The organism is Bacillus sp. 17RED48, assembly GCF_019837545.1.
Classification (GTDB): Bacteria; Bacillota; Bacilli; order Bacillales; family Bacillaceae_G; genus Bacillus_A; species Bacillus_A wiedmannii.
This window is the reverse complement of the sequence record NZ_JADAXG010000004.1, coordinates 92,882-116,203: the sequence shown is the minus strand read 5'-3', so window position 1 is coordinate 116,203 and position 23,322 is coordinate 92,882. Positions and strand designations below refer to the sequence as shown.

Annotated in this window: 23 protein-coding genes and 2 pseudogenes; 18 read left to right on the top strand and 7 right to left on the bottom strand. The window is 32.3% G+C overall.

Annotated elements, in window-relative coordinates; translation table 11 throughout:
* Window positions 1-58: 58 nt before the first annotated feature.
* Entirely contained in the window at window positions 59-985 is a 927-nt protein-coding gene (locus ILT06_RS17685) for a GNAT family N-acetyltransferase (RefSeq protein ID WP_064474111.1), read from the top strand.
* Window positions 986-1,136: 151 nt separating this feature from the next.
* Window positions 1,137-1,649, top strand: a complete 513-nt coding sequence (locus ILT06_RS17680) for a GNAT family N-acetyltransferase (RefSeq protein ID WP_048529052.1) — start codon at window positions 1,137-1,139, stop codon at window positions 1,647-1,649.
* A gap of 38 nt (window positions 1,650-1,687) precedes the next feature.
* On the opposite strand, the gene ILT06_RS17675 is transcribed toward ILT06_RS17680, so the two are convergent.
* Window positions 1,688-2,575 carry a DMT family transporter gene (locus ILT06_RS17675; RefSeq protein ID WP_064474112.1) on the bottom strand — a complete coding sequence of 296 codons (888 nt, stop codon included), beginning with the start codon at window positions 2,573-2,575 and terminating at the stop codon, window positions 1,688-1,690.
* Window positions 2,576-2,713: 138 nt separating this feature from the next.
* Between ILT06_RS17675 and ILT06_RS17670 the strand changes: the two genes are divergently transcribed.
* The 5 genes from ILT06_RS17670 (at window position 2,714) to ILT06_RS17650 (ending at window position 6,907) form a co-directional block, all read left to right on the top strand.
* Window positions 2,714-3,307: a helix-turn-helix domain-containing protein gene (locus ILT06_RS17670; protein ID WP_306461236.1), complete on the top strand. Its 594-nt coding sequence runs from the start codon at window positions 2,714-2,716 to the stop codon at window positions 3,305-3,307.
* 34 nt (window positions 3,308-3,341) lie between these two features.
* The gene (locus ILT06_RS17665) at window positions 3,342-4,289 is read left to right on the top strand and encodes a hypothetical protein (protein ID WP_064474113.1); all 948 of its coding nucleotides are present in this window, start codon (window positions 3,342-3,344) and stop codon (window positions 4,287-4,289) included.
* A gap of 165 nt (window positions 4,290-4,454) precedes the next feature.
* Complete coding sequence (locus ILT06_RS17660) at window positions 4,455-4,604, top strand: aspartyl-phosphate phosphatase Spo0E family protein (protein WP_000424361.1); 150 nt, start codon at window positions 4,455-4,457, stop codon at window positions 4,602-4,604.
* 113 nt (window positions 4,605-4,717) lie between these two features.
* Window positions 4,718-5,446 carry an alpha/beta fold hydrolase gene (locus tag ILT06_RS17655; RefSeq protein WP_222655333.1) on the top strand — a complete coding sequence of 243 codons (729 nt, stop codon included), beginning with the start codon at window positions 4,718-4,720 and terminating at the stop codon, window positions 5,444-5,446.
* A 60-nt stretch (window positions 5,447-5,506) separates the two neighbouring features.
* Window positions 5,507-6,907, top strand: coding sequence for a protoporphyrinogen oxidase (locus tag ILT06_RS17650; protein ID WP_064474115.1), 1,401 nt, complete (start codon window positions 5,507-5,509; stop codon window positions 6,905-6,907).
* 51 nt (window positions 6,908-6,958) lie between these two features.
* On the opposite strand, the gene ILT06_RS17645 is transcribed toward ILT06_RS17650, so the two are convergent.
* Window positions 6,959-7,507: a hypothetical protein gene (locus ILT06_RS17645; RefSeq protein WP_064474116.1), complete on the bottom strand. Its 549-nt coding sequence runs from the start codon at window positions 7,505-7,507 to the stop codon at window positions 6,959-6,961.
* 518 nt (window positions 7,508-8,025) lie between these two features.
* Between ILT06_RS17645 and ILT06_RS17640 the strand changes: the two genes are divergently transcribed.
* Window positions 8,026-8,577: a GNAT family N-acetyltransferase gene (locus tag ILT06_RS17640; RefSeq protein ID WP_064474117.1), complete on the top strand. Its 552-nt coding sequence runs from the start codon at window positions 8,026-8,028 to the stop codon at window positions 8,575-8,577.
* Window positions 8,578-8,615: 38 nt separating this feature from the next.
* Here the strand turns inward: ILT06_RS17640 and ILT06_RS17635 are convergent, their stop codons facing one another.
* Together ILT06_RS17635 and cspD are read right to left on the bottom strand one after the other, a co-directional pair.
* Window positions 8,616-8,801, bottom strand: a complete 186-nt coding sequence (locus ILT06_RS17635; protein ID WP_000286202.1) for a cold-shock protein — start codon at window positions 8,799-8,801, stop codon at window positions 8,616-8,618.
* A gap of 86 nt (window positions 8,802-8,887) precedes the next feature.
* A complete protein-coding gene (gene cspD, locus ILT06_RS17630) occupies window positions 8,888-9,091 on the bottom strand; it encodes a cold-shock protein CspD (RefSeq protein WP_000176365.1) in 204 nt (67 codons plus the stop codon).
* Window positions 9,092-9,464: 373 nt separating this feature from the next.
* On the opposite strand from cspD, the gene ILT06_RS17625 reads away from it, so the two are divergent.
* Entirely contained in the window at window positions 9,465-10,361 is an 897-nt protein-coding gene (locus tag ILT06_RS17625; protein ID WP_064474118.1) for a CPBP family intramembrane glutamic endopeptidase, read from the top strand.
* A 17-nt stretch (window positions 10,362-10,378) separates the two neighbouring features.
* The gene (locus tag ILT06_RS17620; RefSeq protein WP_098112037.1) at window positions 10,379-11,020 is read left to right on the top strand and encodes an AAA family ATPase; all 642 of its coding nucleotides are present in this window, start codon (window positions 10,379-10,381) and stop codon (window positions 11,018-11,020) included.
* A gap of 35 nt (window positions 11,021-11,055) precedes the next feature.
* Here ILT06_RS17620 and ILT06_RS17615 read toward each other — a convergent pair.
* A pseudogene (locus ILT06_RS17615) lies at window positions 11,056-11,817 on the bottom strand (arginase family protein).
* A gap of 210 nt (window positions 11,818-12,027) precedes the next feature.
* Between ILT06_RS17615 and ILT06_RS17610 the strand changes: the two are divergent.
* Window positions 12,028-12,633 (top strand): PRK06770 family protein, encoded by a 606-nt coding sequence (locus tag ILT06_RS17610; RefSeq protein WP_149173313.1) that lies wholly within the window; start codon window positions 12,028-12,030, stop codon window positions 12,631-12,633.
* 59 nt (window positions 12,634-12,692) lie between these two features.
* Here the strand turns inward: ILT06_RS17610 and ILT06_RS17605 are convergent, their stop codons facing one another.
* Window positions 12,693-13,583 carry a LysR family transcriptional regulator gene (locus tag ILT06_RS17605; RefSeq protein ID WP_098102520.1) on the bottom strand — a complete coding sequence of 297 codons (891 nt, stop codon included), beginning with the start codon at window positions 13,581-13,583 and terminating at the stop codon, window positions 12,693-12,695.
* 105 nt (window positions 13,584-13,688) lie between these two features.
* Between ILT06_RS17605 and ILT06_RS17600 the strand changes: the two genes are divergently transcribed.
* From ILT06_RS17600 to ILT06_RS17590, 3 genes and pseudogenes are all read left to right on the top strand, one after another.
* Window positions 13,689-14,732 (top strand): aspartate-semialdehyde dehydrogenase, encoded by a 1,044-nt coding sequence (locus ILT06_RS17600; RefSeq protein WP_064474121.1) that lies wholly within the window; start codon window positions 13,689-13,691, stop codon window positions 14,730-14,732.
* A gap of 167 nt (window positions 14,733-14,899) precedes the next feature.
* Complete coding sequence (locus ILT06_RS17595) at window positions 14,900-16,006, top strand: C45 family autoproteolytic acyltransferase/hydrolase (RefSeq protein WP_088046633.1); 1,107 nt, start codon at window positions 14,900-14,902, stop codon at window positions 16,004-16,006.
* 61 nt (window positions 16,007-16,067) lie between these two features.
* A pseudogene (locus tag ILT06_RS17590) lies at window positions 16,068-16,330 on the top strand (hypothetical protein).
* 97 nt (window positions 16,331-16,427) lie between these two features.
* Here the strand turns inward: ILT06_RS17590 and ILT06_RS17585 are convergent.
* Window positions 16,428-17,330: a LysR family transcriptional regulator gene (locus ILT06_RS17585; protein ID WP_088046634.1), complete on the bottom strand. Its 903-nt coding sequence runs from the start codon at window positions 17,328-17,330 to the stop codon at window positions 16,428-16,430.
* A gap of 263 nt (window positions 17,331-17,593) precedes the next feature.
* On the opposite strand from ILT06_RS17585, the gene ILT06_RS17580 reads away from it, so the two are divergent.
* The 4 genes from ILT06_RS17580 (at window position 17,594) to ILT06_RS17565 (ending at window position 23,312) form a co-directional block, all read left to right on the top strand.
* The gene (locus ILT06_RS17580; RefSeq protein ID WP_088046635.1) at window positions 17,594-18,280 is read left to right on the top strand and encodes an MOSC domain-containing protein; all 687 of its coding nucleotides are present in this window, start codon (window positions 17,594-17,596) and stop codon (window positions 18,278-18,280) included.
* A 261-nt stretch (window positions 18,281-18,541) separates the two neighbouring features.
* Entirely contained in the window at window positions 18,542-19,426 is an 885-nt protein-coding gene (locus ILT06_RS17575; RefSeq protein ID WP_064474125.1) for a GNAT family N-acetyltransferase, read from the top strand.
* Window positions 19,427-19,768: 342 nt separating this feature from the next.
* Entirely contained in the window at window positions 19,769-21,523 is a 1,755-nt protein-coding gene (locus tag ILT06_RS17570; protein ID WP_088046636.1) for an ABC transporter ATP-binding protein, read from the top strand.
* On the top strand, window positions 21,516-23,312 hold the full coding sequence (locus tag ILT06_RS17565; protein WP_222655332.1) for an ABC transporter ATP-binding protein: 1,797 nt from the start codon (window positions 21,516-21,518) through the stop codon (window positions 23,310-23,312). The genes ILT06_RS17570 and ILT06_RS17565 overlap by 8 nt, the downstream gene beginning before the upstream one ends.
* The last annotated feature ends 10 nt before the right edge of the window (window positions 23,313-23,322 follow it).

Genomic DNA, 23,322 nt, shown 5'->3' with positions numbered 1-23,322 from the left:
TTATAACTATAAAGTTCATAAAACTTATTATTTTGTAACAATGAAGGGGAAAACAAAAATGACGATAATATGTATAGAAAAAGCTACAATTTTAGATGCTGAAAAGTTAACAGAAATAATGACAAGAACATTTGATGAAGAAGCAAAACGATGGCTATGCGGTCAAGGTGATGTAATTGACTATAACATTCAACCACCAGGTTATTCTTCAGTTGAAATGATGAAATATTCGATTGAAGAATTGGATTGTTACAAAGTGATAATGGATGGAAAAATAATCGGAGGAATTATAGTTACGATCTCAGGTAAGTCATATGGCCGAATTGATCGTATTTTTGTAGAGCCTGTTTATCAAGGAAAAGGAATTGGATCACATGTTATTAAATTAATAGAAGAGGAATATCTAAGCATAAGGATTTGGGATCTCGAAACATCTAGTAGACAAATTAATAATCATCATTTTTATGAAAAAATGGGCTATGAAATAATTTTCAGATCTGAAGATGAGTATTGTTATGTAAAAAGAATAACTGTAGAGTCAGCTAAAGAGAACCTGATTAAAAATAATGATATGAAAAATAGCCAATATGAAAACTGTAATCTAGCAAATACAGAGTATTATCAAGTGAATTTAAAAAATAGTTCCTTTGTTGGTAGTAATATAATGCATATGAATATGAGTAATTGTAATGTAAGTCAATCAAAGTTTAGAAATATAAATTTAAAAAGTTCTTTATATGCAGATTTAAATCTTTCCGGTAGTAAATTTTCTTTTGTGACTTTAGGTGGAGTTCATTTTAAAGATACAAGCCTTGGAGAAGATAAACATCCTATTTCATTTAATAGATGTGATTTGGAAGGTAGTACGATAAGTAATAGTAATCTCAAAAATATGGAAATAGAAAATTGTGATATAACTGGTATGAAAATAAATGGTATTCCAATTGAAAATCTGCTTGAGTTATATAATAAAGTGAAAAGTTAACCCGCATGTGAATTGTAGATAAGCTGGTCGTAATTTGGATATTATACCGAAATAATTGTGTAAAAATAACATAAAGAAATATAGAAGGGAAGGGGTTTCACCCAGGGGTCTAGAATGATATGTATTGTTATGAATATGGAGGGGAGAAAATATGGAGATTAAACTAAGAGCGGTAGAAATACAAGATGCTAGAGCAATTCATCGTATATGCATACAAGATGATGTTTTACCTTATATGGTTTTCTTACCTAGTATGCGTGTAGATGCGATGGAAAATAGAATTCGTAATTTAGCGCCAAATCAATTTGAATTTGTTGCAGAGTATGATGGAGAAGTTGTTGGATTTGTTGGGTTAACCCAAAGCCCAGGACGTAGATCTCATTCGGGTGATTTGTTTATGGGGGTAGATAGTGAATATCATAATAAAGGCATTGGGAAAGCACTTCTTACAAAAATGCTTGATTTGGCTGATAATTGGTTAATGTTAGAGCGAGTAGAGCTTGGTGTTTTAGCAACGAATCCTAAGGCGAAATCGCTATATGAAAAATTTGGATTTGTAGAAGAGGGAATAAAAGTAGGGAATTTGAAGGCTCACGGAAAGTTCATTAATGAAATTATGATGAGTCGTTTTAGACCTGATGGTTTAATCATACATAATGGATAGTGAAAAGCATGACAGTATACTGTCATGCTTTTTATTTGTTAGTTGTTGTTAGGCAGTTTTGGCTGCACTAAAAATAATGCTAAGCCAATAAAAATAACTGTAATGCCTAGTCCTTGTTGTAAAGAAATAGTCTCATTTAATATAAAATACGCTAGTATACAAGTTCCAATCGTTTCTCCTAAAATACTCATAGAAATAACAGTAGCGCTCATCCATTTTAGTAACCAATTGAATATCGTTTGACCTAAAATCGTAGCAATGAAAGCTAAGCCAATAAAGCACAACCAAGTTTGTATAGAGTAATGGATGAAAGATTCTTGCTGCATGTAGGCAAATATACCGAGAAAACAGGCGCTACTTCCATAACTAATTACCGAATACGGTATAAGTGATAAATCTTTACGAACATGTTGGCTAATGAAAAAATAAGCGGTAATAATTCCGGCCGCAATAAATGCTAAAATATCTCCGTATAATGCTTCTCCGCTGATTTGGAAGTCTTGCCATCCGATGACGCTACTTCCTGAAATAGCGATGAGGCAACCAATAACCGCTCCTTTCGTAAATCTCTCTTTAAATAGAAAGTAACCACCAATCATTGAAAATAAAGGTTGTAATGTTACGATAACTGTAGAACTCGCTACAGAAGTGTATTGTAATGATTCAAACCATAGTACATAATGTGCAGCTAAAAATAGCCCGGATATGAATCCGAATCCCCATTGTCCTCTTGTTACTGTTTTTAGCTCGTTTCGATTATTTTTATTAAATAGTAATAACGGTAATAGAATCAGTGTAGCAAAGAATAATCGGTAAAAAGCAATGATAGCCGCAGGAGCATCTGCCAATTTTACGAAAATTGCTGAAGTTGATAGGGCGAATACGCCGAAAAATAAGATGCAATATGAAAGAATAGGTGATTTCACAGTTTGTCCCTCCGATAGACTGTTTATTATAATGAACTAAATAAGATATAATGTACAAAGGTAAGTATATAAGTCCCAGAGATGATAGGAAAGGATTATTTACTTTTGTTTACTATGTCAGCACAAAGGCAATGAAACATGCAATATGATGGACGAAAGGAAGTTTTTATTATGATACATGATAGACTCGGACAAACTGTATTAAGTTATCGTAAGAAAAATAATATGACAATTCGGGAATTTGCTGATTATGCAGGGATTAGTACTTCACTAATTAGTCAAATTGAACGAGGATATGCGAATCCCTCTTTAAGTGTATTGGAATTAATTGCGAAAGCATTAAATGTACCACTATTTACACTTTTTATTAATGAAATTGATACAGATTCACTCATTTCTAAGAAAAAAGATCGAAAAAAAGTATATCGGGAGAACAATGATCACATTGTATATGATGTATTAACACCGGATTTTATGAAAGCACGTATTGAAATGTTAATAATGGATTTAAATAAACAAGCAAACACAACGGAAAGTCACTATTCACATGAAGATAAGGAAGAAATTGCTGTTGTTATGAAAGGGGAAGTGTATGTGGAGTTAGAAGGAAAAGAATATTTTTTAGAAGAAGGCGACGTTGTACGTATACCGCCAAACGTGAAGCATCGGTTTTTAAATAAAAGTGATGAATCCAATCATATTTTATTTGTATTGACGCCATCTTTAGGATGAGTATTAAATGATTTTTATTACGGGGGAAAAATAGATGGAAAATAAAATCGTTTTAAAAAGTGGCCTTTCAATTATTTCTCAATGTAAAAGACAGACAAATAATATTTGGCATGCGCATTTTGGAGCAGCTGCAATTGCTAGTTATTTCTTTATGAAAGACAACAATATGGATGAAGAGATAACTCATAATATGTATTACCAAACAAAAAGGATGCTGAACAAGCAAAACTTAGGTGAAGTCATTGATGATAAAGAGGAAATTGATTTTCAAAGTGCTGAAAAAATGATTATAAAATCATTGGAACATACAATTGATGAACTTCATTGGGTGGGGCATAATGTCATTTATGCTGCATTAAGTTTATTAGCTATGAAAGAGTTACAAAAATGGGGCGATAATCAAGAGATTGAAGGGATTACTAACCTTATAATATCGTTTCGAAAAACAATTCCTGGTAGATCATGGATTGGTTTTACAACAAAGGAAGTAAAACAATTAAGTATAAAAGATGAGATAGAAAGTGAATTAAGAAATCCGAAACAATTATCTACGTTTATTTTAAACGAGCTCTCGCAATTTAATATTATTTATAGAGCGGAATCACATCATGATTTAATTGGTCATTTACTTACTTTTTCTCATGCAATTAATATTATGTATGACTTAGGTCATAGAGATATATTCCAACGAGGTATACGTCCGCTGTTGAAACTAGTATACGTGTTACGTGCTAGTCAAAAATTAACGTCAAATAGTAAAATAACTTTACACTCACCGATAGATTTTTTACCTTTAGTCGAATCTAAACGAGCTCATGTATTACCAACAGAAAAAGAATTTTGGCTAAAAGACTATAGTACATTTGATTGGGATTTCGGACATATCTTTAAATTCTCATATAGTTATTTTGATCATATTAAGAGAGCTCCAAAATATAAAGATATAACATTAGAGAAATTCCGATTTATTATTAATGCGTAATGGAGTCTAATGATCTGTATAAAGGGCTAAATTAAAAAATTCTTTGTTGAAAATATATTATTTTGATATTTGTAAGATTTTACATACTTATTTTACTTTTACTAATTATGTAAGTAGGCTATACTAAAATACATACATTTTATTATTGGAGAGAAATAAAACGACATGGAATTAGTGAAATTAGAGAAAGTAATAGAAATTAAAAAAGAAGAGCTGTTATATTTAGTATCGGATTATGGAATTCAACATGAAAAAGTACTGGCATTAAGCCAAGAAATAGACAAATTGATTAATTACTTTATGTTTTTGAAATAGAAAGAACTATGACATGATGTGAAAATGTTATAGTTCTTTTTATTTGGAAATTCAGATGAATATTCTATATACTGATAGTTAATGGAATATTCCGTTTCAAAGGAGGGGCATATATGATTTTACATACTAACATTTCAGGCGAAGGGGAACCAATTGTGCTTTTACATTCTGGTGGTATGACAGGTTTAGAAGAATTTGATGAGCAGGTAGCATTTTTTCGAGAAAAAAATTATCAAGTCATTCGTCCGGATTTAAGAGGACATGGAAGATCAGGCGGGACATTGGAGAATTATTTCCTACGTTCTGTAAAGGATTTACATGATACGTTAGTGCATTTACAAATTGATAGATGTCATATAGCTGGTGTTTCCCTAGGAGGATTAGTCGCTTTATTATTCACAAAAAAATATCCAGATAAAGTGAGAACATTAACTTTTTCTGGTATCTTTCCGCTTAAGGGAGAAAATTGGGAGGAGTCTCAGGAGTATGAAGCGAATTGCCATCAGCAATTGATGGAAAATGAAGAAGTTGTAACTTATATGAATCAAATTCATGAAAAAAGTGATTGGAAAGCATTGCTTGAATCGTGGCAAGTTAAAGATTGGTACCCATTCGATGAAACTGGTGATGTAGCTAATCTTCAAGTACCTACACTTTGTATTGCAGGGGGAGATTCGGAAGATGAAGTTACAGCTGCTACAATGTTCAAACAATTAAATGAAAATATTCATATTGCTATTATTCCGTTTGCTGGTCATTTAGTGCACAACGATCAACTAGAAATATATTCGAATATATTGTCTAATTTCTTACAGAATGCACAAGCTGCTAGTCGAATATAAGGACTTTTGGGTATAATAATAAAGGAATTATTAATTGTATCGGTTAGGAGCGCAGCACATATGAAAACAGTTGTTGTTATCGGTGGAGGTATAACGGGACTTTCTACTATGTTTTATTTAGAAAAATTAAAAAAGGATAATAATATCGATTTAAATTTAATCCTTGTAGAAAAAGAAGAGTACTTAGGTGGTAAAATCCATAGTGTAGAAGAAAAAGATTTTATTATGGAATCAGGAGCAGATTCTATCGTTGCTCGTAATGAACATGTTTTACCGCTTGTAAAAGATTTAAATTTAGAAGAAGAAATGGTATATAATGAAACGGGTATTTCTTACATATATTCTGATAATACTTTACACCCAATTCCATCTGACACTATATTTGGGATACCGATGAGTGTGGAGTCGTTGTTTAGCAGTACGCTAGTTTCAACGAAAGGGAAAATTGTTGCTTTAAAAGATTTCATAACGAAAAATAAAGAGTTTACAAAAGATACTTCGCTTGCTGTATTTTTAGAAAGCTTTTTAGGGAAAGAGTTAGTGGAAAAACAAATTGCTCCGGTGCTTTCAGGTGTATATTCCGGTAAATTAAATGAGCTTACTATGGCATCGACATTACCGTATTTACTGGATTATAAAAATAAATATGGAAGTATTATTAAAGGTTTTGAAGAGAATAAAAAACAGTTTCAATCAGCAGGAAACAAAAAGTTCGTATCATTTAAAGGTGGACTATCTACGATTATTTATCGTTTAGAAGAAATGCTGACTGAGACAGTCGTTAAGAAAGGCGCTGTAACGACTGCTGTAAGGAAACAAGGTGATCGCTATGAAATCTCCTTTGCAAATCATGAATCAATCCAAGCTGATTATGTTGTATTAGCAGCTCCTCACGATATCGCACAAACTTTATTACAGTCTAATGAGTTAAACGAGCAGTTTCATACATTTAAAAACTCATCTCTTATAAGTATTTACTTAGGATTTGATATACTTGATGAACAATTACCGGCGGACGGCACAGGATTTATCGTAACGGAAAACAGTGATTTACATTGTGATGCGTGTACATGGACAAGCCGGAAGTGGAAGCATACATCGGGAAAACAAAAGCTATTAGTAAGAATGTTTTATAAGAGTACAAATCCAGTATATGAAACGATTAAAAATTATAGTGAAGAAGAATTGGTACAAGTCGCTTTATATGATATTGAAAAGAGCCTAGGAATTAAAGGGAAACCAGAAGTAGTTGAAGTTACAAATTGGAAAGATTTAATGCCGAAATATCATTTAGAACATAATCAAGCTGTTCAAATATTACAAGAAAAAATGACGGATCTTTATCCTAATGTATACTTAGCTGGAGCCTCATATTACGGTGTCGGAATTGGTGCGTGTATTGGAAATGGAAAAAACACTGCAAATGAAATAATTGCAACATTAAAGGAACTGTCAAAATAGAATACATATATAAATAAAACGTCCCTCCAGTATATTGGAGGGACGTTTTATTTATTTCACTTGAATTGAGATTTTTTTATTAGTTGTATTATTCTCAGTAATCGTTAATGTTATGTTCCCGGATTCTTTAAATGAATAGGATGAGAGTTGATAAAGCTCTTTTATGCCATGTTTCTCTTTTAATTTATTGGCTGGAAGTGATGTTATGTTCGGTTTCCATGATTCTTGCTTACCTGAAGGATAGTTAACTATTATTTCTGGATTATTTAATTGCATTGGTTCCCATGAGGCAAAATATAGTTCAATTTCTGTATCTTTTTTTAGTAATTCTTCTGAGAAATACCCAAGCTCCCCAACATTACCGAAAACAGTAAAGTTTTGATTTTGTAACGTGATATCTAAATGTTTAGGTTGATATGTTGCTGCGTGGTAGATACCATAGGAAAGTGAAAGAGTGGCGGCGATTAACATGCCAATTGAAAATGTTTTAAAGCTATTGCCTTTAAAACTAGTCATCATGAATGAGTTTGGAGCGAACTTTTTTGCAAATAAAAATATGAGTAATATGAGTAAGAGGGATAAACTGATGAATATATACATAGAAAATATACACCTCCATAACAAAATATATTTTAACTATATTTTACCATAAATGTATGGAGGAGGGTGTTATTTTAGAAGGGAAAAGTGAGTGTGGAAACGAAATTATAAGATATGTTATTACGAGTGGAGTGATGGAGATGAAAAGAAAACAATTAATTTTTATAAATAAAGGTAAGAACAGGATAATAGGAGGGGATGTGATTGTATCCTTTTGTTAATGAGTTAGATACACTACTTAGAGAAACTGGTTTTTCAAGTATAAACTGGAGACAAACAGCTCCATGTCATTGGGCATTAGTTGCATATAAATAGAGTATAAAGAGATGGTCAAAATACTATGATCATCTCTTTATTTTTTCTAATCATGTAAAAGCAAGAAGGGTTACTTTTAGTTCGTATTGAATTAAGAGAATAAGCTTCTCTAGAAATATTTGATTAATGGGACATTAAGGACTTTCCTAATTTGAAATATTTTTTCTGCTATAATGAATGTGTAGAAAGAAAGGAATGATTCTATGGCGTTTCCTATATTAGAAACTGAACGTTTACGTTTAGTTGAAATAGAACAATCTTATTGTCAAAAAATATATGAAATTTTTTCATTGGATGAAGTAACATGTTATTACGGTATGAATTCCTTTACGGAGTTTGGACAAGCGTCGCGTATGATTGAATCTTTTTCAAAAAATTACTTTGAGAAAAAGGCAATACGATGGGGGATTGTATTAAAAAAAACAAATACGTTAGTCGGTACAATTGGATTAAATAATTTACAACTATGGAGTAAACGATCTGAAATTGGATATGACTTACATCCTCGTTATTGGGGAAATGGTTATGCCTCAGAAGCGGCTCAAGAAATTATTCATTATGGATTTCGAGATTTAGGCTTATTTAGAATTGGAGCTATTACATACCCTGAAAATGTTACTTCTTGTAGAATGTTATCTAAAATAGGCTTTCATAAGGAAGGGTTATTACGTGGATATATTCATCAAGGAAATAAGCAACATGATGCACTATTGTATTCTATAATTCGAACGGATATAGAGGATATAAATTTATAATAAAAAACCCCTCTTATAAAAGAGGGGGTAAGTAAAAATTAACCTATTTTAGGTAATAAACGTTCTCCGCTTTTCATGCTACTTTTACATAAAGGGCATTTAGGCTCTTCTTCAAATGAAAAGTTCTTTCTCATCCATCCTAAACAATCCTCTGATTCACATTCCCAGACAGGGGTTTGTTCTGGTGGTACTTCTGCTACATCATTCTTTCGATTGCGATACATATAACCACTCCTTTTATGTAAAAAATTTTAGTTATATATTAAAAAGGCTGTTAACCGAGCTGGTAACAACCTTTTTATTGTTTGAATTATAGCTTTACAACGTTTTTAGCTTGAGGTCCACGGTTACCGTCTTCAACTTCGAAGCTAACTTCTTGACCTTCGTCAAGAGATTTGAAGCCGTCGCCAGTGATAGCTGAGAAGTGAACGAATACGTCGTTACCGTCTGCAACTTCGATGAAACCGAAACCTTTTTCGCTGTTAAACCATTTTACTTTACCTGTTAATGTCATGGTAGTGCCTCCTAAAATTTAAAAAGATTACAATATGATCGGCCTTATTTGAATGAAAAATAAAAGTTCACATATTATCAAACACCCATAAGGAGTATAAAATAATCCTGATTGATACTTGATAATATGCAAAGGAAATATGGTGTTAAATTGACCTTAATTACTATCTTACAACAAATGGTGGGAAATAGCAAGTGCTGGTAATACCAGTGTGCAATAGGATGGAGATAATGGGAAAAGACACAAAGACATCTCTTTTATTTATATATTATTCCTAATTTTGGTTTATGCTAAACGGAGAACATTTTTATTGAAAGTTTGCATTAGAGAAACAATATATAGTATTAATATATTTGTTAAGGAGGCGAGAATATTGCAATTTATTCAATTTAAAATAATTGAAGCAGCCAAAGAAGGAAGAAGAAAAATTCATCCAGTATTCGCTGTTATACTTGCAATTGTATTTTTAACTTTAGGTGAATTGTTCATGTTATTTATGTTGTTTTTACCGAAAGCAGAAACACTTTTAATGAAGGCGATTTATAGTGACATTGAGATGATATTGACGTTTGGCGGAGCTGTATTTTTTGTTTTTTTATGGGTTAGATTTGTAGAGAAAAGATCAATTTCATCCATTGGGTTTTGGAGAAATCAGTGGATAAGAAAATATTTGAGAGGTGCATTATTAGGGTTTGTTTTCATTTCAATACCAGTAATGATACTTTTATTAACAGGAATTGTACAACTACAAATGCAACAAATTACGCCAACCGCTATAATTGGAATTGTGGGATCTTTAGTTGCTTTTTTAATACAAGGTGCAACAGAAGAAATTGTTGTTCGAGGTTGGTTATTTCCGGTCCTATCTGTTAGAAGTCGTATATGGATTGGGATTGTTGTGACTTCTTTTTTATTTGGTTTTCTTCATTTACTAAATCCAGGTATTACAATTCTTTCAATATCGAATATAATATTAGTTGGTGTATTTGCAGCTTTTTACGTTTTGAAAGATAGTAGTCTTTGGGGGATATGCGCATGGCATTCCATTTGGAATTGGGCACAATATAACGTATTCGGATTTGCAGTAAGTGGAATGGCAATGTATTCTACACCACTTTTTAAACCTGTAACAAAAGGATCGGAAGTCCTTCATGGGGGCTCGTTCGGTATTGAGGGGAGTATCATTACAACAATCATGCTTTCTATCGCTTCCATTGTTTTATGGAGACAGTTATGGGGGAAAAATGCGAAGCAAAGAGATTTAAGTTAATGAAAGTGGGAGAAACTATGGGGATTATAGCGTTTGAGGGAGCGAGTGCGGTTGGTAAGAGTAGCACGTGTCGTGAATTAGAAAAAAATTATGGTGCGTACATTATACCTGAAGTGAATGTTTTATTTGAAAGACCAAAAAACGAACATAGAACATGGTATTTTGAAAAACAAGTAGAGCGCTGGAAAATAGCAGTGCAGAAATCAGAGCAATATGAATTAGTAATACTTGATGGCGACATTTATCAACCACTTAGTTATAATTGGTGTTTCCATTTTGATATATTTAATCAGCCGTTATCTTTAATAGAAAACTTTTATAAAGAAAAGCTAATACATAGGGAAATTGGTTTTCCCAATCAATATTTTTATTTATATACGAATGATGAAGAACTTAGAAAAAGGAAAGAATCTGACGAGACAAAAAGAAGAAGAAACTTTGAAAAGCATTTACATATATCAAAATCGTTTCAACGTTATTATGAAAATTTAAATGCTGTTACAGACGGGTACTGCAAAATGATTGATGCGAAAAGTGTAAAATCGAATGAATTAGAAATTGTGAAAAGTGTAAACAGTTTAAATGTGTGTGAAGAGACACGTTTTGATGTTTCGAGGTTAGATGCGATTACGAAGTGGTTAAAAGAATATCGTGCATAAAAACAACGAGTGCCTAATAAGGTACTCGTTGTTTTTTATGTATTATATATTGATTTTATAATTTGTAAGTTTGCTTTTTCATTTTTCTTAATAGCATTTGCATATTTAGCTAGAAAGAGCTCAGAAGGATAAACCGGTAGTTCACCACAAATGTCGATACCATAGACATTTTTATTCCTAATAAGAGAATGTAAACATTTTAATAGTGTAGAAAGTTTCATATGTCCTTGATCCCAATTTGTAATAGTTACTTTTGCATCTAAAACATCTTTATCAATGCTTACATATACAGTCTTTGTATGAATATGCGAAAGTATTGTATGTGCAGATATTTCATTAGCTGTATCTATTGGGAACACTTCTACGCATGAATAATCATTAGAATGAATGGTTAAAGAAGAAGGTCCAATAATAATTACTTTCTTTAATTTCGAATTATTTTGAAGAGCGAATGATACCTATGACCCGCAAGAAATAAGAGTATGTTCATTTTCTTCTTTTAAGTTCATATCAGTGTGATGATCAAATAAAATAAGGCTAAATGGTTCATCTATTTCTTTTAGTAGCAAATCAGATACATAATGATAATTTCCAGAACCGATAAAGGTGATTCCTCTTTGCTTTCTACGATATAACTCCCGTTTTATACGCTTTAAAGAAGGAGTCTCGCAATACAGGTTTGCGTGCTCTAAATGACTAAAATCAATATCTTCATGTGAATAAGAATGAAGGTTATTTTGTAATAAATACGTATCATCAAAGTTTAAAAAAGTTAAACCGATATACAATAAACTCATATTTATTCATCTCCTTTATATGTAGGCTAGCATATATTTTTATAAAATTAAAACGAAATGCTTAGAGATGGATCTGCATTTGAAAAAGATCGAGATTTTTGACGGAATAATCTTTCAATTTATAAAGAAAAGAAATACAATATAAGGAAATATACATGTGGTTCAAGAAATAGAAAATATGAATGGGATATGTGGGAGGAAACAAGCAATATGAAAACATTTTTTAAAATAATAGGTATTTTAGCTGGTATGGCGGTAATCGGCGTAGGTTTAACATATGGTATGCTGTATTATCTAAATAATAGTAAACCAGCTGCGAAAAAGGCATCACCAGCTGCTCCGGCAGCAGAAGTACTAGCGGATAGTAAAGTAAAAGCTGAAGATGCAAAGCTTTTAGAAAATGGCAATCATTCATTACCAAATAGCGGTTTTAATAAAAATTTTAAATGGACAGATGAGAACATACAGACAGCATTACATGAAATGGCACATCAAAAAACGAAAGCTGATCAAAAGTGGGGCTATATTTTTATCACACAAGAACGAATTGAAAGTTTACTTGATATTGTAAAGAGTAATGATCTAGTACAAGGAAATACATATACAGATATTTTAGAGAGATGGAAACAAGGGAAATATGAAAAGATGGACGCGGATCACAACAAGATTTGGAAATTACAAAGCGGGAATTTAGGCGAAGGAAAAGGTGTAATGTCAGAAGCGGAACAAAAAGAGTTAATTAATCAATTGTTTATGCAAAAAGGTACATATTCAGGCAGTAAATTAATTGCAGGTGGGGGACAGACTAATAAATAAGATAATATTGGAAGAGAGTAAGTGCTTATTAGGCAGTTACTCTTTTTTGTGTGCAGCTTTTAGTCTTGTTCTAGTAAGGAAAGAAATGATTGTAAAACGGGTGAAATCCATCTAGATTTATGATAGATTACATAGCTTTGAATAACTGCTGGAGTTTCGATAGGCTGAAAACAGAGTTGTTCTTTTTGACAATTTTCTTGTACAACGATGTAAGGAAGAATTGAAATTCCTAACTCACACATTACAGATTGTTTAATGACTTCAACGTTGGAAGTTTCAAATGTTTTAGCTGGAATATTTCCGCTTTGACGTAAAAATCGATCTACCATTGGTCTATAGCCGCAGCTTTGTTCTGTAAAGATAAATTGAGTATCATTTAGTAAACAAAATGGATTAGAGTGTGTAGAGTAATGTGGAGGTAAAATCCATCCAAATGCTTCATTACAAAAAGTACGCGTAATAAAATCATTATGTTCCATACTTTCTCCAATTATGAAAATAACATCTGATTCTCCTTCACGTAGCTTATTCATTGCTTGTTCGTTTGTAGTTGTTTCCAGTACGATATTTACTTTCGGATTCTCCTGTTTGTACATACGTAATAATTGTGGTAATCGGTACACTGCTAATGATTCGTTAGATGTAATCGTTAATGTTCCCTCTAAATCATCACTATTTTGAGGGATTTCTTGCGCTTTTTCATAAATAGCTAGTAATTCTAGAGCATAAGGATGAAATTGATGACCTGCTTTTGTAAGAAGTACTTTTTTCCCTAATCGATCGAAAAGAGGGAGATGTAAATCGTTTTCTAATGCTTTCATATGCGCTGTTACAGTAGATTGCGCATAACCTAACGCATGAGCAGCTTTAGAAAAACCACCATATTTAACAATCGCACAAAATGTTTTAACGTGTCTCATTTCCATAAGCAATCCCTCTTTTATTATCATGATTTGTGAATGATTATATCACGTATTTCAATTTTCCAAATGGTTAAATTCTTTATAAAATGAAATTGTAGAAATATTCATTTAAGTGATATTGGAGGAGAAAAGATGATCAAAAAGGGCTATCATGTAGCTGTAGTCGGGGCTACAGGTGCAGTCGGACAGAAAATTATTGAACTGTTAGAGAAAGAAACTCAATTTAATATAGTTGAAGTTACATTGCTTTCGTCAAAACGATCCGCTGGTAAAGTAGTGCGATTTAAAGGACGGGAGATAATAATAAAAGAGGCAAAAACAACTAGCTTTGAAGGTGTAGATATTGCCTTTTTTAGCGCTGGAGGAGAAGTTTCTAGACAATTTGTCAATCACGCAGTCTCTAGTGGTGCTATCGTAATTGACAACACGAGTGAATACCGAATGGTACATGATGTACCGCTCGTTGTTCCAGAAGTAAATGCGCACACTTTAAAGAAGCATAAAGGGATCATTGCAGTTCCGAATTGTTCAGCATTACAGATGGTGACGGCACTTCAGCCAATTCGAAAAGCATTCGGATTGGAACGAATTATTGTTTCCACATACCAAGCTGTATCAGGTTCAGGAATTCATGCGATTCAGGAATTAAAAGAACAGACTAAGTCAATGCTTGCAGGTGAAGAGGTTAAGGGTACGATATTACCTGTGAAAAAAGATAAAAAGCATTATCCAATTGCGTTTAATGTACTGCCTCAAGTAGATATATTTACAGATAATGATTTTACATTTGAAGAAGTAAAAATGATTCAAGAAACGAAGAAAATTTTAGAAGATCTCAATTTAAAAATGGCAGCTACTTGTGTGCGTGTTCCAGTTGTTTCAGGGCATTCAGAATCGGTTTATATTGAACTTGAAAAAGAAGCGACTGTTGCAGAAATAAGAGAAGTGTTGCTGGATGCACCAGGTGTTAGACTGCAAGATAATCCTAGTGAACAGCTGTACCCAATGCCAGTATATGCAGAAGGGAAAATAGATACATTTGTCGGGAGAATTAGAAAAGACCCTGATACACCAAAAGGATTCCATCTTTGGATTGTTTCCGATAATTTATTAAAAGGGGCCGCTTGGAACTCGGTTCAAATTGCAGAAACGTTGGTGGAGGAAGGGATAATATAGTATAGGTAAACTAGGAGACTGTTAATGATTACAGTTTCCTAGTTTTTATTTTATAATTGTTTTCTTTATTCCAGCCAAATTTGATTTGAAAGACAGTAAAAAACATCAAGAATGAATAAAGTCCTTTTAGTATGATATAGATATAATCAATACGAGGGGGAAATATGATGTATGAAGTAAAGGGGTACTTTTCATCATTAAAAGGAAGTCATTATGATATTGGAAGGCAACAAGGAGAGTTTGTGAAAAGTCATCCGTATCTCATTCCACAATTTATACAACAAGAACATTTAGTATCAGATAATTATTGGACAGAATCTAGAAATATATTACATCAATATTGTCCTGGAATTAATGATGAAATTGAAGGTTTTTGTGAAGTGTTGAAAATTCCTGCTAGAAATATGATGTATTATTATCAAACACTATTAAAAGCAGGATGTAGTCATTGTGTCGTATTACCTAAAAAGACAGATTCAAAGCACACATATGTATTAAGAAATTATGATTTGTCACCAAAAATAGATGATATGCGTTTTTGCTCTACACATGTTGAAGGCGCGTATGCCCATAGTGGATTTTCTACTTTTTATTTTGGTCGAACTGAAGGTGTTAATGAGCATGGGTTAGCTGTTACATTTTCAGCATGTGGTCAACCAGTAGGGAGTATTGAAGGCTTACGAGAGCCGGTGTTAAATGGTTTACAATGTTTTGCGGTAATTCGAGTATTATTGGAGAAATGTAAAAATGTGCGGGAGGCGATATCACTAGTTGATGAAATGCCAATTGCAAGTAATATTAATCTAATTGTAGCAGATCCTTTAGACGCAGCGCGTATTGAAATATTTGACGGTTTTAAATCAATAACCACAATTGATGAGGAAAGCCATGATTTTATCGTATCAACAAACCATGCGATTAGTTTACCTATTCAAAAATTGAATAATAGAAGATTAGAACAATCTACAAACAGATATCACACATTGTATGAATATTTAAATCAAAATGAACTAGTGAGCATGAAGTCTTTAAAAGGATTAGTAGAAAAAGAGTATCCTACTGGGCTGACAGTACATAATTATGAAGAATGGTTTGGAACTTTGCATTCTGTCTTATTTGATTTGCATAACCGTACAATGAATATTTGCTTCGGATCTCCACTATTCAACGACTGGTACTCATTGAAAGTTGGAGAGAGCCTATCCTTTTCTAAGTTGAATGTGAAATTTAATAATAAAACGTATACTGACTTTTGGAAAGAAGAACGCTATTAATTGATTCAAGAAGAATAAATGAGATAAAATGGTAATAGTGTATATACGAGAGGGATTGCCATTGCTAAAAGTAATGTTACCGATTGTTCTTATCTTATTTGTTGTCGTTTCAATGTATATTACTTATGAAAAAAGAAAAAAGCAGGGGTAAAAGGATTGAAGAGTGCGTTACCTTCAATTTGTTTCTTTGCAATTGCGATTTTAAATTTCTTTGCATATTGGTTTAGCTTTGGCGGTATGTTTACTTGGTTGTTTTCAATCGTATTATTGCTAATTGGAGCATATTTCACGAAATATATTCCAATATCTAAAAAGGTACATTGAAATCTATATGAATCTTAATATGATGTTTTATTTTGAAAAGAGATTATTCTACTAGGTCGTTGTGAAGCGATTTTATAGGATAATCTCTTTTGTTCGTTTAGCTTTGTAAAGAACGTACTGTTCTATTTAGTTGCTCAATAAACTCTCGAGTTGCAGCACACATATATTTATCTTTTCTATATATAAGTCCAATTTCTATTGTTGGAGTAGGATTTTCTATTTTAATAGCTTGAATGTTTTTATTTTGTAAAAAGTCTATATACGGTTTTGGTAACACTGTAATTCCCATTCCTTTAGAAACCATTTGGATTAAAGATTCCATCGTACTAATTTCTAAAATTGGTTTTGGTTTAAAATTGAATTTTTGACAATGAGATGTAATTAGTTCGGTTAAAAAGAAATTTTTAGGTAATAGAATTAAAGGGTAGTTCTGTAATTCAGCAATAGATACATGATTACGTTCAGCTAATCGATGACCGGTTGGTACGACTAATGTAAGTTCACTTTTGTATAGAGGGATAGAAATAATCTCCTTATCTTGCACCGGGAGAAATGTAATGCCAATATCAAGTTCGTTTTGTAATAATTTTTCGCGAATATCTCCTGTACGAAGCCCTAATACAGAGAGTTCTATATTAGGATATAATTGATTAAAATTTAAAATAGCGGGTGGTAGTAAATAATTTACGACGGTTAACAATGATCCTATTGTTAAGGAACCTTGTTGTAACCCGTTTAAATCTTGAATAGCAGAACGAGCTTGTTCGACTTCATGAAAAATGGTTTTACTATGTAATAATAAAATCCTTCCTGCATTAGTTAAAGATATTCTTTTACCAATGCGATCGAAAAGCGGCATTCCTACTTCATGTTCTAATGCACGTATTTGCTGACTTAGAGAAGGTTGTGAAATATTTAATTTCTCAGCTGCTTTTGTAAAATGCAATTCTTTTGAAACAGCTAAAAAATATTCAAGTTGTCGTAATTCGATTGGAATCACCTCAAGTTTAATGATAGGTTATACCTATCATTATTATATAAATAATTGGATTGAACAATGATTTTGTTGAGCTTATAATCACTTTATTAGAGAGGGATTGAAAAGTTTTTGAAGTAAGGATAGATAAGTATCGGAGCAAGGATATTTGAGTGGTTATTACATTTGCTGATCTTTTGTCATTTTAAATGAAAAATAGACAGAGAGTTTGAAAGTATAAATTAATCTATTGAAAAATTGTGGGGTAAGTAAGAGGAGCGATTAAGATGAATAAAGTATATGAGGTACTATCTTTAAACATAGGGTTACCAAAAGAGGTTACATACGGCGGAAAGGTAATTCATACAGGTATAAATAAGAATCAAGTAAGGGAACCAGTGTTTTTATCCTTTTTAAAATTTAATGGAGATGGGCAAGCGGACTTAGTTCATCATGGCGGAGTAGATAAAGCAGTTTGTGTGTATTCTGGAGAACATTATAGATACTGGGAAAAAGAGTTGAATGAAGACCTTGTATATGGAGCATTCGGAGAAAATATAACAATTAGTGGTCTGTGTGAAGAGGATGTTTGTATTGGTGATACATTTCAAATTGGAGAAGCGATTGTACAAGTGACGCAACCAAGACAACCTTGTTTTAAATTAGCTAAGAAATACAATATTCCAAAGTTACCACTATATTTTCAAGAAACAGGATATACAGGATTTTATTTTCGCGTATTAAAAGAAGGATGGGTATCACCTACTGATACGTTAAAATTACTGAAGTCTGATCCAAAAGGTGTTACGGTAGCATTTGCTAATCGTATCATGCATAAAGAAAAACAAAATGTAGTAGGGCTAAAAAGGATTTTAGAAGTACAGGCGCTTTCTACGAGTTGGAGAAATACATTTGAAAGGCGAATGAGGGGAGAAGAAATTAACACGCAGGAGAGACTAGAAGGAAAAAAATAATAAAAAAATATTTTTTATAAATGGTGCATTTCTATTAGTAAAAACGACTTAGAAAGCACTATTTTTATATAACAAACTTATTAATATTCAAAAATCCTAATATTATTTTATTCGACTTATTTTCAAATAGTCAAAACATAAAATAAATTAGACTTTTTTTTTATATTTTATGATAGTATATTGATTGGTAAGACCTATTACTTTAAGAGTAGGTTCTACAACTACATCTAATTTGATGGAATTAACGTATGGAGGGACAACATGGGGAATGTTGAAAATTTTGAAAAACTTCTTTTAGAAGAACCGAAAAGAGAGCAGTTATTTCCTTTATTTGAAGAAGTGTTTGGGATTACAATTCAAACATTGAATGATTTTTCAGAGAGAGGTTATTGGGATGATACATACAAAGCTTTATCATTTTTACAAGAAGATAAAGCAATTGCAAATGTTGCGGCATTTTCGCTACCATTGCTAGTAAATGGTGAAAGAATAAATGCAGCGGGAATTCAATCGGTAATGACACACTCTAATTTTCGTAGACAAGGACTCATGACACAATTAATGAGTAAAATGATAGAAGAAATCGATAAGAAATGTGAATGTACTTTATTGTTTACGGAAATACCTGAACTATATGCATCATTTGGGTTTAAAGTTGTGCAGGAGTATTTGATGACTATTTCATATGATAAAAAGAATAATAATGATTCTTTACTTAGAAAGTTAGATTATTATATGGAAGAGGATAGAAAGTTAATACATGAAACTATTGATAGTAGCCAAAGACTTTCAAATAATTTTGCAACATTAAACTTCCACCCTTCGTTTTATTTGAATATGTATGACTCGGAATGGAATGAGAAATTGTATTATTCAGAGAAGCTAGATGCTCTTATTGTGTATGAAGTAGATAATGAAATGTTGAAATTATATGGAGTGTTTGCACCAGTACTTCCAGTTTTAGATGAAATATGCGAGGAAATCGCTGAAAGATTTACAGAAATCGAATTTTACTTCTCACCAGATCAATTAGGGATTGAGGATGTACAATTTACAGAATTACAGTCAAGTAAGTGTTTAATGGTTCGAAGTAATAAAGAGCTAGATTTTAAAGGATTTAAATTCCCAGTGTTAACGGAATTTTAAATGTTTATATAGATATTTTTGAGGGGGATACAAGTATACATACTATTAAAATAGGTCTATACATATGAAGTCCACTTGAAAAAATGAATTTGAGATTGAATTTTGCAAGCTAATAAATAAATAGAAAAACCGTATTCTTTCTATTTGAGAATACGGTTTTTCTATTTGCGTAATATAAAGCACATTTATTGACCGGAAAGTCATAAATGCTTATCATTTAATAATGTTAAATATTAATTTGCATAATATAATAGAAGTACTGGAAAACTCAAAATTATATAGCTTAAGTAAGGAGGGTATGAATTATTAAATGGTAATTTCATAGGAAAAAGGAGATGAAGTATGAAATCATTTCGCAAATTATTACATTATTTAAAACCATACATGTTCTTCGCTATTATTGGACCACTATTTATGGTACTTGAGGTTGCGATGGACTTAATTCAACCGACTATTATGCAACATATTATTGATGTTGGGATAGCAAATCGTGATTTGAATTATGTAATAAAAATGGGGCTTCTTATGATAGGAGCTGCAGCACTCGGTTTAGTTGGAGGACTTGGGTGTATGATGTATTCTACAAAAGCAGCTGTTAATTTCGCTACAGACATACGAAAAGATGTATTTGCGAAAATAGAAACATTTTCTAGTGAAAATCGTGATTCATTTGGAACTGGGAAATTATTAACGATTGTGACAAATGATATTACTTCTATTCAATCGGCGATGACGATGACATTACGTGTACTTGTTCGTGGTCCTTTGTTATTTATCGGAAGTATAATAATTGTTTTTGTAACAGCACGCGAGTTATTTCCTATATTACTTGTAGTTGTTCCAATTTTATTACTTGCGATTATATTCATTGCAAGTAAAGCGAGCGGAACGTTCAAAAAAGTGCAAGAAGCATTAGATAAAGTGAATACAAAGCTACAAGAAAATTTATCTGGAGTACGTGTTATTAAAGCGTATGTAAGACAAAAATATGAAATTACTCAGTTTGGAAATGTTAATACAAATTTAACGAAGATAAATATTCGAGCGGTGCAGCTTATTTCTTTAATGATGCCAATCATTATGTTAGTTGTAAGCGGTGGGATTGTCGCAACATTATGGATTGGTGGAGAAAAAGTATTTGATGGAACGCTTCAAGTAGGAGCTATTTTAGCGTTTATAAACTATTTGAATATTATTTTAATGTCACTTATGTCTATAAGTATGGTATTTATGCAAATCGCGCGAGCATTTCCATCTGCGGATCGTGTACAGCAAGTTTTAAATACTGAGGTTGATATTACGACGGAAACAAATGCAGTTGCACCTAATCAAATTGAGGGACAAATTGACTTTAAAAATGTTAGTTATAGTTACACGAAAAATAATGAATATGTTTTAAAAGATATTTCATTTAACATATGTAAAGGTGAAAAAGTAGGAATTATCGGTTCTACAGGAAGTGGTAAATCTACTTTAGCAAAACTGTTACCGCGTTTATACGATGTTGATCATGGGGAAGTATGCATTGATGGAATAAATGTTAGAGCATACGATTTACAAAAACTTCGTGCTTCAATCGGGTTTGTACCTCAAAAGGCATTATTGTTTTCAGGTAGCATAGAAGAGAACTTACGTTATGGTAAAGAAGATGCAACGAATGACGAACTGGAAGTAGCGGCTTCATCAGCTTGTGCGACTGAGTTTATTAACAAGTTGGAAGATTCATATCAATATCATTTAACACAAGGTGCGACGAATTTATCAGGTGGACAAAAACAACGTGTATCAATTGCAAGGGCACTTGTGAGAAAGCCATCCATTCTTATATTAGATGATTCTACATCAGCAGTTGATGCGAAATCAGAATCTAACATTCAATCGGCATTAAGAACAGAATATAAAGGAACAACAACATTATTAATCGCCTCTAAAATCTCATCTATAATAGATGCTGATAAAATTCTCGTTTTAGATAACGGTGAATTAGTTGGTGATGGTACACATGAAGAATTGTTAGAACAATGTGAGGTATATCAAGAAATCTATCTTTCCCAAGGTGGCAATTTACATAAAGAAGGTGGGAAAGAACATGCGTAATTTTCAAGGGCAATTTGCTAATAAAGGTGGACGTAAAGCCCCTAAGATGGGTAAAGCTAGAAATACTAAAGGAACAGTACTGCGAGTATGGAACTATATGGGGTATCAAAAGGCTGCTCTTACGTTCGTTATATTTTTAGTATTTGTTACGACGTTACTTGGATTATTAGGTCCTTATTTAATGGGAGTAATTATAGATCAATATATTGTACCGAAAGATTTAAGTGGAACTGCAAGAATGTGTATGTTACTTATCGCCATTTACGGTGTTACAGTGTTTTTAACATGGTTACAAACATTTGTTATGATTAATGTTGCATTAAAAACAATACAAAAAATACGACAAGATATTTTTGAGAAAATCCAAACGCTTTCTTTACGGTTCTTTGATGTACGTTCTCAAGGGGATTTAATGAGCCGTGTTACAAATGATATAGATAATTTGAATCAAGCGTTGACGCAAAGTGTTGTACAAATTATTTCATCAGCATTAACCTTTATAGGTGTAACGATTGCAATGTTCGCATTAGATTGGATTTTAGCAATTGTTACTTTAATTACAGTACCTATTATGTTTTTCGTTACAAAAAAACTAGTTACTTATAGTGGTAAAAACTTTGCAAAGCGTCAACGAGATTTAGGAGAATTAAATGGTTTTATTGAGGAAGCTATAACAGGAGCGGATGTTACAACGTTATATGGGAAAGAAAAAGAAACCGTACAAAATTTCAATAAAATTAATGAACAACTAAGAGTTTCAGCTACGAAGGCGGATACATTTTCAGCTTTTATTTTTCCAAGTATGAACTTTATAAATAACTTAGGTATGGGGCTTGTAATTGGGACTGGTTCAGTTATGGTTTTAAATGGAATGACAACAGTAGGTGTCATTGCGGCTTTTATTAATTATTCTCGTCAATTCTCAAGACCACTCAGTCAATTCGCAACTTTAATGAATACAATTCAAGCGGCAGTTGCTGGTGGAGAGCGTGTATTTGAAATTATGGATGAAGTACCGGAAATTCAAAATAAAAAAGATGCATGCATTGTACAAAATTTACAAGGGCATGTTGCACTCGAGAATGTTTCATTTGGTTATGAGGAAAATAAAACGATTTTAAAAGAAGTGAGTCTTAAGGCACAGCCAGGGGAGACAATTGCTTTAGTTGGTCCAACTGGATCGGGCAAAACAACAATCATTAATTTGCTAACTCGCTTTTACGATATACAACAAGGGCAAATTCATATCGATGGAAAAGATATAAAAGAGTATGATATGAATTCGTTGCGGAGTAAAATAGGGGTAGTTTTACAAGATACGTATTTATTTGCTGGGACAATTATGGATAATATCCGTTATGGTCGACTAGATGCTAGTGATGAAGAAGTAATCAATGCAGCTAAGGCAGCATCTGCACATTCTTTTATTAAACATTTACCGAATCAATATGAAACAAAAATTGCTTCAGAAGGATCGAATTTAAGTCAAGGACAAAAACAACTTCTTGCGATTGCGCGGGCGATTTTAGCAGATGCAGATATATTAATTCTTGATGAAGCGACATCTAATATTGATACGAGAACAGAATTACAAATACAAGAAGGACTAAACAATTTAATGAGAGGTCGAACAAGTTTCGTAATCGCTCATCGACTGAAAACGATTGAAAAAGCAGATCAAATCCTTGTTATAAAAGATGGAAGTGTTTTGGAAAGAGGGAATCATGAATCTCTTATGGAAGATAGAGGGTTTTACTTTGATTTGTATACGAGTCAGTTTAAAATTTAATAAAAACTTT

Bases quoted from the DNA above. Each gene is read 5' to 3' on its own strand.
- ILT06_RS17600 (WP_064474121.1), top strand. From the start codon at position 13,689: ATGATCAAAAAGGGCTATCATGTAGCTGTAGTCGGGGCTACAGGTGCA.
- ILT06_RS17640 (WP_064474117.1), top strand. From the start codon at position 8,026: ATGGCGTTTCCTATATTAGAAACTGAACGTTTACGTTTAGTTGAAATA.
- ILT06_RS17605 (WP_098102520.1), bottom strand. From the start codon at position 13,583: ATGATAATAAAAGAGGGATTGCTTATGGAAATGAGACACGTTAAAACA.
- ILT06_RS17670 (WP_306461236.1), top strand. From the start codon at position 2,714: ATGCAATATGATGGACGAAAGGAAGTTTTTATTATGATACATGATAGA.
- cspD (WP_000176365.1), bottom strand. From the start codon at position 9,091: ATGACATTAACAGGTAAAGTAAAATGGTTTAACAGCGAAAAAGGTTTC.
- ILT06_RS17565 (WP_222655332.1), top strand. From the start codon at position 21,516: ATGCGTAATTTTCAAGGGCAATTTGCTAATAAAGGTGGACGTAAAGCC.
- ILT06_RS17665 (WP_064474113.1), top strand. From the start codon at position 3,342: ATGGAAAATAAAATCGTTTTAAAAAGTGGCCTTTCAATTATTTCTCAA.
- ILT06_RS17660 (WP_000424361.1), top strand. From the start codon at position 4,455: ATGGAATTAGTGAAATTAGAGAAAGTAATAGAAATTAAAAAAGAAGAG.
- ILT06_RS17655 (WP_222655333.1), top strand. From the start codon at position 4,718: ATGATTTTACATACTAACATTTCAGGCGAAGGGGAACCAATTGTGCTT.
- ILT06_RS17575 (WP_064474125.1), top strand. From the start codon at position 18,542: ATGGGGAATGTTGAAAATTTTGAAAAACTTCTTTTAGAAGAACCGAAA.
- ILT06_RS17650 (WP_064474115.1), top strand. From the start codon at position 5,507: ATGAAAACAGTTGTTGTTATCGGTGGAGGTATAACGGGACTTTCTACT.
- ILT06_RS17635 (WP_000286202.1), bottom strand. From the start codon at position 8,801: ATGTATCGCAATCGAAAGAATGATGTAGCAGAAGTACCACCAGAACAA.
- ILT06_RS17610 (WP_149173313.1), top strand. From the start codon at position 12,028: ATGAAAACATTTTTTAAAATAATAGGTATTTTAGCTGGTATGGCGGTA.
- ILT06_RS17645 (WP_064474116.1), bottom strand. From the start codon at position 7,507: ATGTATATATTCATCAGTTTATCCCTCTTACTCATATTACTCATATTT.
- ILT06_RS17595 (WP_088046633.1), top strand. From the start codon at position 14,900: ATGTATGAAGTAAAGGGGTACTTTTCATCATTAAAAGGAAGTCATTAT.
- ILT06_RS17620 (WP_098112037.1), top strand. From the start codon at position 10,379: ATGGGGATTATAGCGTTTGAGGGAGCGAGTGCGGTTGGTAAGAGTAGC.
- ILT06_RS17685 (WP_064474111.1), top strand. From the start codon at position 59: ATGACGATAATATGTATAGAAAAAGCTACAATTTTAGATGCTGAAAAG.
- ILT06_RS17570 (WP_088046636.1), top strand. From the start codon at position 19,769: ATGAAATCATTTCGCAAATTATTACATTATTTAAAACCATACATGTTC.
- ILT06_RS17580 (WP_088046635.1), top strand. From the start codon at position 17,594: ATGAATAAAGTATATGAGGTACTATCTTTAAACATAGGGTTACCAAAA.
- ILT06_RS17680 (WP_048529052.1), top strand. From the start codon at position 1,137: ATGGAGATTAAACTAAGAGCGGTAGAAATACAAGATGCTAGAGCAATT.